Source organism: Arabiibacter massiliensis, from assembly GCF_902386925.1.
Taxonomy (GTDB): domain Bacteria; phylum Actinomycetota; class Coriobacteriia; order Coriobacteriales; family Eggerthellaceae; genus Arabiibacter; species Arabiibacter massiliensis.
Map to the genome: position 1 here is coordinate 2,144,458 of NZ_LR698996.1, position 15,442 is coordinate 2,159,899.

Sequence of the window (15,442 nt, forward strand, 5' to 3'; positions counted from 1 at the left end):
AGTAACGCTCCTGCCGATAAGCTCTAGCGCTCCTTGCTGCCGTCGGCCTCGGGCTCCGCGTGCTCCACGACCACGCGGATCTTGTCGATGCGGTGGCGGTCCATGTCCACCACGGTGAACGCGGCCTTGTCGCCGTCGTCCTCCACGGTCACGGCGTCGCCCTCGTCGGGGATGCGGTCGAACAGCGTGAGCAGCAGACCGCCCGCCGTCTCGCACTCCTCGGACTCGGGCGGCTCGAAGCCGATGAGCTCGCCCACCTCGTCGATGGGCAGCGAGCCGTCCACCAAATAGCTGCCGTCGTCCAGCTTCACCACCTCGTCGGAGCCGCCGTGCGCGTACTCGTCGTCGATGCGGCCGACGATCTGCTCCATGATGTCGCTCATCGTGACGATGCCGGCCGTGCCGCCGTGCTCGTCGATGACCACAGCGATCTTCGTGCGCTTCTCCTGCAGCGTCTGCAGCAGCTTCGCGATGGGCACGCCCTCGGGCACGGCCTGGATCACGCGGATGCGCAAATCGTCGATCGTGGCGTCCTTCGGCAGCGTGTAGAGGTCCTTCACGTGCACGAAGCCGACGATGCGGTCCTTGTTGCCGCGGCACACCGGATAGCGCGTGTATTTGTAGCGCAGCACCGTCTCCAGGTTCTCCTCGAGCGGATCCTCCAGATCGATGCAGATCACGTCGGTGCGCGGGGTCATGATGGCCTCGGCGTCCTTGTCGCCCAGGTCGAAGATGTTGTCCACGTACTCGTGCTGCTCGGGGTCGATGAGGCCGCTTTCGGAGCTCTCGTCGATGAGCAGCTTGATCTCCTCGCCGGTGTACACCTCGTGCTCGTTGGCGATGTCATGGCCCAGAAGCTTCATGACGCCGTTCGTGATGGAGTTGAACAGCCACATGATGGGGTACGTGATGCGGTAGAACCACACGAGCGGCGCGGCCGTGAACAGGGCGTAGCGCTCCGTGGAGAAGATGGCGAGCGATTTGGGGATGAGCTCGCCCACCACGATGTGCAGCGCCGTGATGATGATGAAGCCCACGGCGATGGCGATGGCATGGATGGCCGCCTCGGGCAGCCCGAACGCGGAAAGCAGCGGCGAGATGAGGGCGGAGACGGCGGGTTCGCCCAGCCAGCCCAAAGCGAGCGAGGCCAGCGTGATGCCCAGCTGGCAGGCGGAGAGGTAGGCGTTCACGTTGTCGGCGACGAGCTTAGTGTACTTGGCGCCGCCGCGCCCCTCGTCGACGAGGATTTCGACTTGCGACTTGCGCACGCGCACGAGCGAGAACTCGGCAGCGACGAAGAACGCGTTCATAATCAGGAAGAACAGGACGAGCAAAAGGCTTAACGCAGGGTGCATTAAAGCGGGTCTCCTTCAAGACGATTGTCAAGTCTGCCGGCGCGTCCGTACGCCGCGCAGCAAGCACGTCAAATGCTTAACTGACAATTGTGCCAGCAACCCAAGGCCACCCTGCGAAAATCCATGCTCAATACAGAAGTCGCGCCCTGCGCCTCGGACCGAGGCGCAGGGCGTTCGTGGCAGGATTTTTCGGCTGTGGCACGGATCGGGCGGGTTTTGGACGGCTCGGGCGACCAGCCGCCGACGTTTTCCCAGGCCGCGAATTTCCCGAGCGCGTTGCGCGTGCCACAGCCGCAAATTCCTGCCACTTCGGGGGCCTGCGCCGCTATGCGCTTGCCAGCTCCTCGTCGTCGAGGGGGGCGGGCTCGCTCGCGGGCGCCTCGCTTGCGGGCGCGGCGTCCTTCGGCAGCACGAGGTTCGCCACCACGGCCACCAGGAACACCACGGCCACGCAGTTCTGCGCGAACACGCTCTGCACCAGCTCCGGGAACACGCTGAACAGCGCCGACACCTGCGTGAACCCGATGCCTACGGCCAGCGACAGCGCGGCGATGGTGATGTTGCGCTGCGTGAACCCGGCCCGCGCGATCATCTGGAAGCCGCTCACGATGATGTTGCCGAACATCATGATGGTGCACCCGCCCAGCACCGCCTCGGGCAGCGACGAGAACACCACGCTGATCACCGGCAGGAACGCCGCGAGGATCATGATGACCGCGCCCGTGGCGATGGCGCGGCGGTTGACCACCTTCGTCATGGCCACGAGGCCCACGTTCTGCGAGAACGACGTGATGGGCAGGCAGCCGAAGCACGCGGACAGCGAGCTCACGAAGCCGTCGCACGCGATGGAGCCGGAAAGCTCGCGCTCGCGCACCTCGCGGTTGAGGCCCACCATGGTCAGCGCCGAGGTGTCGCCGATGGTCTCGGTGGCCGACACCAGGAAGATGAGCGCCACCGACACGATGGCCCCCAGGTTGAACTCCGGCGTGAACGGCATGATCTGCGGCAGCGCGAACAGCCCCACGTCCGCGAAGCCGCTGAAGTCCACCTGGCCCATGAACACGGCCAGCACATAGCCTACGATCAGGCCGAACAGCACTGAAAGCTGCTTTGTCTTGCCCTTCGCCATCACCTGGAACACCAGGCACGCCGCCAGCGACACGCAGCCCAGCACGAGATTCTGCGGCGAGCCGAAGTCCGGCGCGCCCGAGCCGCCGCCGAACGACGTGGCCCCCACGCCCAGCAGCGAGAACCCGATGGAGGTGACCACCACGGCCGCCACGATGGGCGAGATGATGCGCCGCCAGTATTTCGCGAACAGGCCGAGCACGCCCTCGATGATGCCGCCCACGATGATGGCCCCGATGGCGGTGTTGTAGCCGTAGGTGGCCACCACGCCCGTGAGCACCGTGACGAACGTGAAGCTGATGCCCATGACGATAGGCAGGCCGGAGCCCACGCGCCACAGCGGGAACAGCTGGATGAGCGTGCCGATGCCCGCGATGAGCATGGCGCTCTGCACGAGCGTGCCGGTTTGCGCGTCGCCGAGCCCGGCCACGCCCGCGATGATGAGGATGGGCGCGAGGTTGGCCACGAACATGGCCAGGATGTGCTGGATGCCGTAGGGCACCGCATGCAAGAGGGGGATGTCGCCGTCGAGCTTGAAAAGGTCCTCGTGGTTGAACGTCTTCGCCTTCATCGGAACACAACCTCCCCCGTGGCCGGATCCATCGACTCCACGATGGCGAGCGACTCAAGCCGAAAGCCGCGCTCGCGCAGGTCGTCGCCGCCGGGCTGGAAGCCCTTCTCCACCGCGATGCCGATGCCCTCCACCGTGGCGCCGGCCTCTTCCACGAGCTCGATCAGGCCGTTCAGCGCGCAGCCGTTGGCCAGGAAGTCGTCGATGATGAGCACGTGGTCGCTCGCGTCCAGGAACTTCTTCGACACGATCACGTCGTAGATGCGCCCGTGCGTGAACGATTGGATGCGCGTGGTGTACATGTCGCCGTCCAGGTTGATGGACTGCGCCTTCTTCGCGAACACCACCGGCACGCCGAAGTGGCGCGCCACCACGCAGGCGATGCCGATGCCCGACGCCTCGATGGTGAGGATCTTCGTGACCGGCGCGTCGGCGAACAGCCGCTTGAACTCCGCCCCCATCGCGTCGAACAGCTCGATGTCCAGCTGGTGGTTGAGGAAGCTGTCCACTTTGAGGACGCCTTCCGACTTCACCACCCCGTCGCGCCTGATGCGCTCCTCCAATAGCTCCATTGCGCTTCCTCCGTGCACCGCCTCGAACCCCGTCAGAACCCGTCAAAACCTGTTCTCCACAGTGTAGCCGAGTAGATGCCTGAGCGGGAGATATTTTAATCCACCGGTGGTATGATGAATGTATCTGCGCATTGCCCGGCCCGCCGCGTCCTTGAAAGGGGGAGCGTTGCTCGGTCCGTTCCGCCTGCTCGCCTTCGCGATGATCGTGCCGTACACGGTGGCGGCGCTGCATTTCGCGCGCTCCGTCAACGGCGGGCAGCCCCTGCGCCGCGCCACCGGGCTCACGTTCGGCGTCCTGACCGCCTGCGCGGTCGTGCCGTTCTGCTTCGACGCGCTGCCCATCGCGGGGCTGTACGCGGGCATGTGGGTGGCCGCGCTCGCATCGTTCGCCGTGACGCGGCGCGACTCGATGCGCCGCGCGCTGCTCACCGCCAACACCGTCGCGCTCTCCGCGATGCTGGCGTGCGGGCTGGTCTACTTCGGGTTCATGAGCCTGGCCAACGCGGGCGGGGGCGCGAGCGCGGAAGGCGAGGGCCTCGGGCTGCGCTGCGCGCTGCTCGCCGAGGCCTTCCTGCTGGCGTCGTTGCTGCTGCTGGGGCTCGGGCGCATCCTGGACGGGGCGTACCCCGCGTCCAAGCGCGCCGACCACGCGCTGCAGCCGTTCCTGGTGTTCTCGCTCTTCGGCATCGCCTACGAGCTGCTCGACCTCGTCCCCTCCCTGCTAGGCGTGCAGTTCGCCCTCATGCCGCTCTTCCTCCTCGACGGCACGGTTCTGCTCGCGGTGTTCTGCGCCGTGTTCGCGTTCGTGTCGGCCCGCCTGGGCGCGGAGGCCTTCCGCGAAACGGAGAGCCTGCTGCTTGAGCGCAGGAAGCTCGACCAGGAGATGCGGCTGCGCCTGAATCGGGCCCGCGCCGCCATCGACCAGCTGACCGGCCTCGCCACCAGGCGCATCGGCCAGCGCCGACTCGACGAGCTGCAGGACGCGCGCCTGCCCTTCACGGTGGCCTTCCTCGATATGGACGGCCTCAAGGCGGTCAACGACGAACGCGGCCACCTGGCCGGAGACGAGTACCTGTCCTCGTTCGCCAAGCGGCTGGGCGAGGCGTTCCCCGAGGCCGACGTGGTGCGATGGGGCGGCGACGAGTTCCTGGTCATCGAAGGGGTCCCCGACGAGAAGGGCATGAGAGCGCGCCTCGGAGAGCTGGAGGCGGGCCTGGCCGCCGAAGAGCACGACCCGCCGCTCCGGTTCAGCTTCGGCGTCGCCAGCTCGCGGGAGACGGAGAACTCCGACAGCCTGGTCCGGCGCGCCGACGCGGCGATGTACGCCGCCAAGCGCGCCAAGCGCCGCGCGGCCGGAGGGCCGGGGGCAGGGGGCGCGCCATGCTGCTGATCGTTTCGGCCATGATCGCGTACTTCACCTGCCACTGGGCGTTCTTCGGCTTCGCCTCGCATATGTTCGGCATGCGCCCCGCGCGCTACAAGACGCTCGGCATCGCGTTCGCGGTGAACTACGGCCTGTTCATCGCCGTGACCTTCCTCATGCTGCCCCTGCCGGTGAACTGGACGATGATCGCCGTGCTGTTCGCCGTGGAGGTGAAGGTGCTCTACCGCGTCAACTGGGCCGACTGCCTACTCGTGGCCCTGCTGGGAACGGCCCTCGGGCTGTCGAGCACCATCCTCATGCGCTCGCTCTGCTCGCTTGCGTTCGACATGCCGCTGTCGCTGCTGGGCAACGGCGCGGACAACGCGAAGGGGCTGTCGGTCATCCTGGGGTTCCTGTTCTCGGCGGTCTGCCTGCGCGTCATCGACATCCCGGGCAACCGCAGCGTGCTGGCCACCATCATGGCCGAGCGGCGCACCCTCGCCTTCCTCATCGTGGAGCTGGTGCTGTGCTATCTGTACCTGTGCCTGAACCTGCTGTTGTACGAGTCGTCCCTCAACTCGGCCATCGTGAAGCTGTGGAGCATCAAGACCTCCGTGTTCGTGGCGCTCGGCGGGGTGCTGGCCGTCTGGTTCTCCTACCGCATGGCCTCGGTGCTCGCGTTCGCGCGGCGGCGGGAGACGCTTGCGCGCGAGATCGCCTCGGACGAGCGCGCGAGCGCCGAGCTGGAGGAGCTGGCCGACCGCGACACGCTCACCGGCTGCTTCACGCGCGACTACGCCCTGCGCGAGGCGGCGCGCCTGTTCGCGCAGGGCGGGCGGCCCACCGTCGTGTTCGTGGACCTCGACGAGCTGAAGGCGGTGAACGACCGGCACGGACACGAGGCCGGAGACGCCTACCTGGCCGCAGCCGCCTCGGCGCTGCAGAGCGTGCGGGCGTCGGCGGACGATTTCGTCGCGCGCTACGGAGGCGACGAGTTCCTGGCGGTGCTCGCCGGGCCGCTTGCGCCGGGCGCGCTTGCCGAGCGCATGAACGTGGTGCAGCGCAGCCTGCGCGCCACGGGAAGCAGCGAGGGCTTCTCGTTCGAGCCTTCGATGAGCTGGGGCGCGGCCACCGCCGACGAGGACGAGGGCTTCGAGGATGTCGTGGCGCGCGCCGACGCGGCGATGTACCGCCGCAAGCGCCAGGTCAAAGCCGCGACGCGCTAGGGCGCGCGGCAAATCCGTCTAGATGGCCACGACGCCCGTGGCGATGAGCACGATGGAGGCCACGGCGGCCAGCAGGATGATGGCCAGCACCACCCGGTCCACGGTGCTCTTCAGGTAGGGCTCGCCCTTCTCCTTCTTCCCCTTGATGTACATAAGCACGCCCGGCGCGTACAGAAGCGACATGATGGTGAGGCCCACCGCGCCCGACGCCCACGCCAGGAAGAAGCTGTACACCACGCCGAAGATGCCGAACACCCGCCACAGCGCGATGGGGCCGCCCACCTTGCCCTTGAACGCGCCCGGCTCGGTGAATGTGAGCTTGGCGAAGTATGCCGCCGACAGCAGATACGGCAACAGGATCATGCCGGCGGAGAGCGTGTAGAAGAACTGATACGTGCTGTCCGAGAACAGCATGACGATGAGGAACGCCTCGATGACCAGGTTCGTCACCACGAGCGTGACGATGGGCGCGCCCTTCTTGTTGGTCTTCGCGAAGGCCTTGATGAACGAGCCCTGCTCAGCGGCCTCATAGGGCATCTCGCTCGAGAGCACCGTGTAGCCCAGCATCGCGCCCACGAGCGAGAGCACCACGCCGAAGTTGATGAGGGTGGCGCCCCACGGCCCCACCGCATGCTCCATGACGCCGGCGAGCGCGGGGTTGGGCAGCTCGGCCAGGTCGGCCAGCGGCATGACGCCCATGGACAGCGTGCTCACCATGAGGTAGATGGACAGCACGCACACGAAGGCGATGATGGTGGCCTTGCCCACGTCCTTGTCCTTCTTGGCGCGGCCCGAGATGGCCACCGCGCCCTCGATGCCCACGAACACCCAGATGGTGATCATCATGGTGTTGCTCACCTGGTCGAAGAACGGCAGACCGGGGTCGGCGCCCTGCGCCATGTTGGCCAGGAAGATGCCCAGGTCGAACTTCTGGAAGAAGATGATGGCGGTGATGGCCACGAAGATGGGCACGAACTTGCTGATGGTGATGATGGCGTTCACGCCCGTGGCCTCCTTCACGCCGCGAGACACAAGGAACGCGTAGAACCAGATGACGCAGCTGGCGCCGATGATGGACGGCAGGTTGTTGCCGCCGCCGAACACGGGGAAGAAGTACGAGAGCGCCCCGAACAAAAGCGCCGAGAAGCTCACCGTGCACAGAAGCGCGCTGATCCAGTAGCCCCATGCGCTGTTGAAGCCGAGGAAGTCGCCGAAGCCGGCGTTCGCGTAGCTGTAGATGCCGCCCTTGAGCTTGGGCTTCACGCGGGAGAGCGCGAAGAACGTCATGACGAGGCAGAGCACGCCCACGCCCGAGATGCCCCAGGCCGTGAGGATGGCCGCGCCGCTCGCGCCGCCGGTGGCCTGGTCGCCCGACAGCGTGAACACGCCCGCGCCCACGATGAGCGTGATAACGGCGGTGACCAGGCGGAAGATGCCGAGTCCTCCCTGGTTCCCTTGGTCGGGGGCCGCAACGGCCGCTGGCTGGTGGTTCGATGCGGATTCGCTCATGAGATCACCGTTCCTCGTTTGACGACGACGAATAGCATCATACCCCACCGCACTGCATTACGTCAGCCTGTTATGCAATATTTTGCATGCTGACAAAAGGCCGGGGGCGTGACAAAGGGACAATGTCCCGCCCCGGCCTTTTGCCTCATCCCCCGATGACGATGCGGTCGACGGTGACGTTGGCCAGGGTCGAGCGGTTGAGGTCGCAGCCCAGGCCGTGCTCGTGGCCGGCGCGATTGAGGGTCACGTGGCCGCGCTCCGCCGTGTGGGGCGGATCGGTCACGTCGGAGGAGAAGTAGCGGGCCGTCGCGCCGATGTCGCCGGGTGCGGACACGCCCTCGAGCGTCTCGAACGCGGCGTGCATGCGCTTCGACACGCCGGTGTCGTACATGCCGCCCATCCACACGTCGAAGCCGCGCTCGCGGGCCAGCGCCAGGAAGTCGAGCGTGGGCTGGATGCCGCCGAACTTGGCCGCCTTCACGGCGTAGCAGCGCAGCTCGGGGTACGCGAGCGCGCGGGAGAGGTCGCGGGGGCGGGCGATGGACTCGTCCAGGCACACGGGCGTCTTCATGGTGCGCTGCAGCCGAGATAAGCGGCTGAACAGGTTTGACGGCGCGCCCGCAGGCGGGCGGCGCGGGTCGAGCGGCTCCTCGATCCAGGCGATGCCGCACGCGTCGAGCGCGCGCAGCTCTTCGGCATCGCGCTCGATGAAGCTCTGGTTGGCGTCGAGCGTGATCATGAGGTGCGGGAACGTCGCCCGCACGGCGCGGGCGCAGGCGAGCGCGCTGCCCGGCGCCACCTTCAGCTTCACGCGGCGGTAGCCCGACTCCACGCAGCGCCGCGCGGCAGCCACCGTCTCGGCCACCGATCCCAGGCCGATAACCGCACCCGCCGGCACCGAAGCGCTCGCGCCCTGCGCGCCGCCGCGCCGCGTTCCGCCGATGAGCTGCCACAGGGGCTTCTTCACGATCTTGCCGTACAGGTCCCACAGCGCCGGCTCGAGCGCGCCGCAGGCGAGCGGGAACGCCGACGCCTCGGGAACGGCCGCGAAGGCCTCGCTCACCTCGCGCGGATGGAGGAACGCCTCGCCTGTCACGAGCGGCGCCAGCACGTCGCGCAGCACACGCACGTCCTGGTCGAGCGTCTCGGGCAGGTACCAGTCGGTGGAGAACGCCACGCATTCGCCGAGGCCCGTGCGCCCCGCGCGGTCGGTCACCTCCACGATGACGGACTCGCGCTGCGCGAGCGTGCCCTTCGGCGTGCGGAACGGCGTGACGAACGGCAGCTTGATGCGATGGAGCGTGACGCGGGCCACCTCGATGCGCTGCTCGTAGCGCTGCTCGAGCGCGGCGCGATCGACCTTGCCGATGCCCGTGCGCGGGAACTCGTCGAGCACGCAGATGTGCTTGGGCAGGTAGAGCTTCGAGAGCCGCGGCTCGAGGCTGGCCCGCACCGAGGCCGCGAGCTGGCGGTTCGTCTGGCGGTCGGCGCGCTCGCGCTCGACGAACGCGACCGGCCGGCGGCCCCATACGGGGTCGGGCGCGCCGAACACGTGCGCGTCCGCGACGCCGGACACGCGCAGGAGCTTCTCCCTGATCTCGGCGGGGTAGACGTTCTCGCCGCCCGAGACGAACATGTCCTCCGTGCGCTCCTTCACGTAGAGGCGGCCGCCGAAGAGCGCCGCAGTGTCGCCGGTGAGGAAGTACCCGTCCACCGTGAACGCCGCGCGGGCGTTGAGGTAGCCGTCGAACAGGCCCGGGCCCTTCACGGCCAGGCGGCCGAACCCATCCTCGCCGGGATCGACGATGTGCGCGGCGTAACCGGGGAGCAGGCGCAGGCCTCCGCGAAACGATGGCGTCACCTGGGCATGCGCCACCTGGCTGGACGTCTCGGTCATGCCGTAGCTCGCGTACACCCGCGCGCCGGCCGCCCGGGCGCGCTCGAGCGTGCGCGGGTTCGTCGCGCCGCCGCCCAGCAGGATGCACGTGTAGCGGCGCAGGGCCTCGGCCGCCGCGTCGCCGCTTGCGGCCAGCATGTCCTGGAGCATCTTGTCCACCACCGAAACGTGCGTGGCGCCCTTGCGCGCGGCGTCGGCGAGCACGCGGACGGCGTCGAAGCGCCGATAGAGCAGAAACGGCGTGTCGTTGAGCAGGCTGCGCAGCATCACCTGCAAACCGCCGACATGGTAGAGCGGCAGCGCCGCCTGCCACAGCCCCTCGCCGCGGCGGTTGAGCACGGCGTTGGACGCCTCGGACGCGCTGCACAGGTTCTCCCAGGCGAGCGCCACGGCTTTCGCGCGGCCCGTCGTGCCGGAGGTGAACATGACGATGGCGCGCGAGGCGCGGTCGAACACGTGCGCCGCGTGCTCGGCGAAGTGGATGACGCTTTCCACGGCGTCTTGGCGCGCCACCTCGTCGCGGCGCCTGATCGAGGCGCGGCCCGTTCCGGCGCGCCCGAGCGCGCGCGTCGATCGGGGCGCGGCCGTCACCGCGTTCGCCCGCGCGGTGAAACTGGTCCGGCGGATGCGGCCGCTCGTACGGGAGGCGTCGTCGGAGCCGCCTTCGCCGGAGAGCAGGGCGACGGCCTCGTCCGTGAAGCGCTCGACGTTGCCCTCGTCGATGCGCAGGGCCACCCGCATGCCGGGCTTGCGCTCGATCTCCATGAGGCGGGCATACTTCTCCGCGCTGGTCAGACGGTTGTTGAGCGTGACCAGTGCGAAGCCGCCGTAGGCTGCGGCCAGCACGAGGAACACGTACGCGGCGCAGTTCGGCAGGTCGACCGACACGCAGTCGCCGGGGCGGACGCCACGATCCTGCAGAAGACGCGCGAGGGCGGCGGAGAGCATGCGCGTCTCGCGATACGAGTACGCCCGCTCCTCCCCCGCCTCGTCCACGTACGTGAAGCACGTGCGCTGCGGGTGCTGCCGCACCGAGCTTTCAAACGCGCTGATCATCGTATCCTGCGCCCCACCCTCTTATCTTCTTCGCCTGCGCCGCTTGGACGCGTGCCGCCAGATCCTACGGGAACTTCGGGAACTGGGTGAAGTCGGGCACGCGCTTCTCCTTGAACGCGTCGCGGCCCTCCTTCGCCTCATCGGTGGTGTAGTACAGAAGCGTCGCATCGCCGGCCAGCTGCTGAATGCCCGCGAGGCCGTCGGTGGCCGCGTTGAACGAGGCCTTCATGAAGCGCAGCGCCGTGGGGGAAAGGCGCAGCATCTCGCGCGCCCAGCTCACGCACTCCTCTTCCAGCTGGTCGAAGGGCACCACCTTGTTCACCAGGCCCATCTCGAGCGCCTCGGCGGCCGTGTACTGACGGCAGAGGTACCATATCTCGCGTGCCTTCTTCTGGCCCACGATGTTGGCGAGATATCCCGCGCCGTAGCCCGCGTCGAAGCTGCCCACCTTGGGGCCCGTCTGGCCGAACTTGGCCGTGTCGGCCGCAAGCGACAGGTCGCACAGGATGTGCAGCACGTGGCCGCCGCCGATGGCGTAGCCGTTCACCATGGCGATGACGGGCTTGGGCACCACGCGGATGAGGCGCTGCAGGTCGAGCACGTTCAGGCGCGGGATGTTGTCCTCGCCAACGTAGCCGCCGTTGCCGCGGATCTTCTGGTCGCCGCCGCTGCAGAACGCCTGATCCTCGGGGCGGCCGTCGTGATTGGCCCCGGTGAGGATGATGACGCCGATTTCCGCGTCGTCGCGCGCCACAGTGAAGGCGTCGTAGAGCTCGTTGACGGTGAGCGGGGTGAACGCGTTGCGGCGCTCGGGCCGGTTGATGGATATCTTGGCGATGCCCTCGCAGGTTTCATAGATGATCTCGCGGTACGCTTTGCCCGCCTGCCATGCGATGTCGCCCATAGCCATCCTTTCGAATGCGCGCATGACGAAGTGGCCTGACATCGTGCGCGCTGCGTTTGAAGGGGGTTCGATACGATTGCCTATATACTACAGCAACTCAACATCTTGTGTGTCGAGCCTGAGAATATCCTCAGAATTGGTGCTTCCTTCAACCATCCGCTTAAGGGGGGCGCGACGCCCCCCTACCCCGTGTTCTGAAGGCCGGCGGAGACGCCGGTGACGGTGGACAGGATGAGCGCCAGGTAGGCGGCCTTCTGTCCTTTGGTAAGCTCTTCCTGCTGGCTGCGGATGACGCGCAGGGCCCTCACCTGCGCAAGCGAGAGCGCGTCCACGTAGGGGTTGCGCACGCGGATGGCGCAGCCCAGCACGCGGCGGTGCTCCAGCGGCCATTCGTCGCCCACGATGGCGAGCGCCCACGAACGCGTGAGCCGCATCTCCTCCAGCACGGTGCGCGCGAGGTCGTCGCGGTCGCCCAGCGCCAGGTACATCTTGGCGATGCGCCCGTCGGTCTTGGCGATGGACATCTCGATGTTGTCGATGAACGTGGCGAACAGCGGCCACTCGCGGTACGCCTCTCGCAGAAGCTCCAGGTCGCCCAGCTGTTCGCACGCGGTGCCCAGGCCGTACCACGCGGCCAGGTTGATGCGCGCCTGCGACCACGAAAACACCCAGGGGATGGTGCGCAGATCGTCGAGCGACTGCGCACCCAGGCCGCGCTTGGCCGGACGGCTGCCGATGGGCAGCAGGCCCACCTCGGCGAGCGGCGTGACGGTGGAGAACCACGGCGCGAAGTCGTCCGCGTGCAGAAGGTCCAGGTAGCGGCGGTGCGCGGCCTCGTTCAGGCGCGCCGCGGCCTCGGCGTAGCGCTCGGTGGCCTGGGTGTTCGCGCGCTCCACGGACGGCGCGGAGCTCAGCAGCGTGGCCGCCGCCACGCCTTCCACATGGCGCAGGGCCAGCGTGGGGTCGCCGTAGCGCGCGAAGATGACCTCGCCTTGCTCGGTCACCTTGAAGCGGCAGTTCACCGAGCCCTTCGGCTGGGCGAGCACCGCGCGGTTGGCCGGGCCGCCGCCGCGTCCCACCGCGCCGCCGCGGCCGTGCATGAGCACGAGGTCGATGTCGTGCTCCTCGGCCCAGCGCGCGATGCGCTCCTGCGCGGAATGCAGCGCGAGCGTGGCCGTGACCGGACCGGCGTCCTTCGAGGAGTCCGAGTAGCCCAGCATGACCTCCATGCGCCGGTTCGTCTGCTCAAGCCGACGCCGCACGGCCGGCAGCCGCAGCATCTCGTCGAGCACCTCGGTGCACCCCTCCAGGTCCTCCAACTGCTCGAACAGGGGGATCACGTCCAGCGCGGGCACGTCCTGCGCGTGCGAGAAGGCCAGGTCGGCCAGCTCGTACACGTCGGCCATGTGGCTTGCGCGCTTCGTGAACGACACGATGTAGCGGCGCGCCATCTTCTGCCCGTAGCGCTTCTGGATGGCCCCGATGGCGCGGAACGTGTCGAGCACCTCGCGGGTCATGGGGTCGAGCTTGCCGTGCACGCCGTGGGCGCGGATGTCGGCCAGCGCGCGCTCGTGCACCACCGAATGCTGGCGAAACTCCATCTCCACCAGGTGGAACCCGAACGTCTCCACCTGCCACACGAGCGTCTGCACCGGCCCGTAGGCGGCGCGCACGGCCCCGGCTTGCGCGAGCGAGTCCTGCACGATGCGCAGGTCGGCCAAAAGCTCGTCGGGCGAACGGTACATGATGTCCACGTTGCGCGCGGCGGTGCCCTCAAGGCGCGCGGCCATCACCAGCATCACGGTGCGATGCGGCTCGAAGCCCAGCTCATCGGCCACGCGGGCGGTGAGCGTCTCGCTCATCTCTACCTGATGGCTCCATAGGTCCATGAGCTCCTCGGACGGCGGGGTGCGCCGCGCCTCCAGCGTGAGGTTGCGCCCTACCTCGCGGCACGCCTCGGCCAGCTTCGACACCATGTGGCCGAAATACTTGGCGGCCACGCGACGCGACACCTTGGCGGTGACGTTGGGATTGCCATCGCGATCCGACCCGATCCAGCTGCCGGGATGGAAGAACGCCGGGCACACGGGCGGCACGCTGCCGGCGTCCTCGCCCAGCACCCAGTCGTCGAAGCGGCGATACACCTGCGGCACCAGGTCGAACAGCGTGTTGTCGAAGATGTCGATGATGGTGTCGGCCTCTTCGAGCGGCGTGGGCTTCTTCATCTCGGTGGGCGACGTGCGCACGAGCGCGTCGATCTCCTGCAGCATGTGGCGCTCGTTCTCCACCAGGGCCGATCCACCCAGATGCGGATGCTCGTCCAGCAGCTCGGCGATGCGGCGGATCTTGCCCTCCACCGATTTGCGGCGCGCCTCGGTGGGATGCGCGGTGAACACGGGGTGGAATTCCAGGCGGCCGAGCAGCTCGGCCGTGCGCTCGGGGCCCACCTCGTCCAGCAGGCGGCTGTACGCCACCACCAGCTCGTTGGATGCGTCCACGGCCGAATCCATGGACACGCCGCGCTCCAGCTCGCGCAGCGACACCACGCGGTAGTGCTCCTCGGAGAGGTTGGCCAGGTGGAAGAACGACGTGAACGCCCGCACCACCATCTGCGCCTGATCGACCGGCAGCCCGTCGATGAGCGCGACGGCCTGGCGAAACGCCAGCGCACCCGGGGTGTCGGCTGTGGGGATGCCTTGGCCATCCGTTGGCTCTTCGGCCGCCACCGTGCCAGGATTGCCCTCGTTCGCCCTGATCACGCTGTTGAACAGGCGGTCGAACAGCTCGCAGACGGCCGGGTCGTACTCCTTGAGCACCTTGCGCTCCAACCGCAGGAACAGCGCGAGGTCGTCGCGCAGGCTCGCGGGGATCTCGATTTCCGTGTAGGACTTGATCGCCTGGGCGGTGTCGGCCGCGCCGAGGTGGCGGTCGAGGAGTAGGTCGGCCATGTGCTCTCCTGTCGGGCGTGCTTTCGTTTCTCGTCTATTATACGCGCCCGCGGATTAGCGGGCGGAAAGGAACGCGGACACTTCCCGCGCGAACGCGTCGGGGGCTTCGAGGTGGACGTTGTGGCCCGCGCCTTCGATGATGCGCGTCTCGGCCAAGCCGGCAGTCGCGAGCCCTTCGGCGAGGGCGCGGTACTTCGCATCGCGCTCGCCGGCCAGGTAGAGCACGGGGACGCCGCCGTCGCGCAGCTGGGCGAGGGCCGCGAGCACGACGGCGCGGTCGGGCATGGCGTGCTGGCCGGCGTGCTCGAACGTGCGGGCGAGGGACTCGACGTCGTTGGCCAGGCGGCCGGCGCGCACGCCCTCGCGGGTCGCGGCGGGCAGGTCGCGCTGGGTGGCGAACAGGGGCAGGCGCTCCCAGGCGTCCATGAAGGCGAGGACGCCCTCGGCGCGCAGCCGGGCGGCGTTGGCGAGGTCGCGCTCGCGGGCGGCTTCGCGCTCGTCGGCGGTGGCGGGGCCGAGGCCGGCGCCTTCCAGGATGAGGGCGGCGAAGGCGTGCGGGTTTTTGACGGCTGCCGCGAGGGCGACGCGGCCGCCCATCGAGTAGCCGACGACGGCCGGCCGGCGCTCGAAGCCGGCGAGGAATGCAAGCAGCGCTTCGGCCTGCGCGTCGAGGGCGTAGGGGGCCGGATCGACCGGTCGGTCGCTCGCACCATGGCCCGCCAGGTCGAGCGCGCAGACCGCGCGGTCGCGCGCAAGCAGCGGAGCCACCTCGTCCCACGACGCCGCGCTCTGCGCGAATCCGTGCACGAGCACCACCGGCGCGCCGCCCGCCCCCCAGCTCCGGACGCCGTAGCGCACCCCCGCATGCTCGAACCGTTCCACCTGCATCCGCCCTCCTTTCCCCGTTTCGACC

At 68.4% G+C, this 15,442-nt stretch carries 10 protein-coding genes; 2 read left to right on the top strand and 8 right to left on the bottom strand.

The genetic code is table 11. The features are described 5' to 3' along the window. Nucleotides 1–23 precede the first annotated feature (23 nt). From FX134_RS09150 to FX134_RS09160, 3 genes are all read right to left on the bottom strand, one after another. Nucleotides 24–1,355, bottom strand: a complete 1,332-nt coding sequence (locus FX134_RS09150; RefSeq protein ID WP_080800766.1) for a hemolysin family protein — start codon at nt 1,353–1,355, stop codon at nt 24–26. A 325-nt stretch (nt 1,356–1,680) separates the two neighbouring features. Beyond that, on the bottom strand, nt 1,681–3,054 hold the full coding sequence (locus tag FX134_RS09155; RefSeq protein ID WP_080800769.1) for a uracil-xanthine permease family protein: 1,374 nt from the start codon (nt 3,052–3,054) through the stop codon (nt 1,681–1,683). Beyond that, nucleotides 3,051–3,626, bottom strand: coding sequence for a xanthine phosphoribosyltransferase (locus tag FX134_RS09160; RefSeq protein WP_080800771.1), 576 nt, complete (start codon nt 3,624–3,626; stop codon nt 3,051–3,053). Before FX134_RS09160 ends, FX134_RS09155 begins: the two co-directional genes overlap by 4 nt. A gap of 166 nt (nt 3,627–3,792) precedes the next feature. On the opposite strand from FX134_RS09160, the gene FX134_RS09165 reads away from it, so the two are divergent. Further along, the gene (locus FX134_RS09165; protein ID WP_080800774.1) at nt 3,793–5,016 is read left to right on the top strand and encodes a GGDEF domain-containing protein; all 1,224 of its coding nucleotides are present in this window, start codon (nt 3,793–3,795) and stop codon (nt 5,014–5,016) included. Beyond that, nucleotides 5,007–6,215: a GGDEF domain-containing protein gene (locus FX134_RS09170; RefSeq protein WP_080800777.1), complete on the top strand. Its 1,209-nt coding sequence runs from the start codon at nt 5,007–5,009 to the stop codon at nt 6,213–6,215. The genes FX134_RS09165 and FX134_RS09170 overlap by 10 nt, the downstream gene beginning before the upstream one ends. An 18-nt stretch (nt 6,216–6,233) precedes the next feature. Here FX134_RS09170 and FX134_RS09175 read toward each other — a convergent pair whose 3' ends face one another. The 5 genes from FX134_RS09175 to FX134_RS09195 form a co-directional block, all read right to left on the bottom strand. After that, nucleotides 6,234–7,724 (bottom strand): basic amino acid/polyamine antiporter, encoded by a 1,491-nt coding sequence (locus FX134_RS09175; RefSeq protein ID WP_080800780.1) that lies wholly within the window; start codon nt 7,722–7,724, stop codon nt 6,234–6,236. A gap of 145 nt (nt 7,725–7,869) precedes the next feature. Beyond that, nucleotides 7,870–10,677 carry an o-succinylbenzoate synthase gene (gene menC, locus FX134_RS09180; RefSeq protein WP_080800784.1) on the bottom strand — a complete coding sequence of 936 codons (2,808 nt, stop codon included), beginning with the start codon at nt 10,675–10,677 and terminating at the stop codon, nt 7,870–7,872. Between the two features lie 64 nt (nt 10,678–10,741). Then, a complete protein-coding gene (gene menB / locus FX134_RS09185) occupies nt 10,742–11,581 on the bottom strand; it encodes a 1,4-dihydroxy-2-naphthoyl-CoA synthase (RefSeq protein ID WP_080800786.1) in 840 nt (279 codons plus the stop codon). A gap of 182 nt (nt 11,582–11,763) precedes the next feature. Beyond that, nucleotides 11,764–14,529: a phosphoenolpyruvate carboxylase gene (locus tag FX134_RS09190; protein ID WP_080800789.1), complete on the bottom strand. Its 2,766-nt coding sequence runs from the start codon at nt 14,527–14,529 to the stop codon at nt 11,764–11,766. Nucleotides 14,530–14,583: 54 nt separating this feature from the next. Further along, a complete protein-coding gene (locus FX134_RS09195; protein WP_080800792.1) occupies nt 14,584–15,417 on the bottom strand; it encodes an alpha/beta fold hydrolase in 834 nt (277 codons plus the stop codon). Between the last annotated feature and the right edge of the window lie 25 nt (nt 15,418–15,442).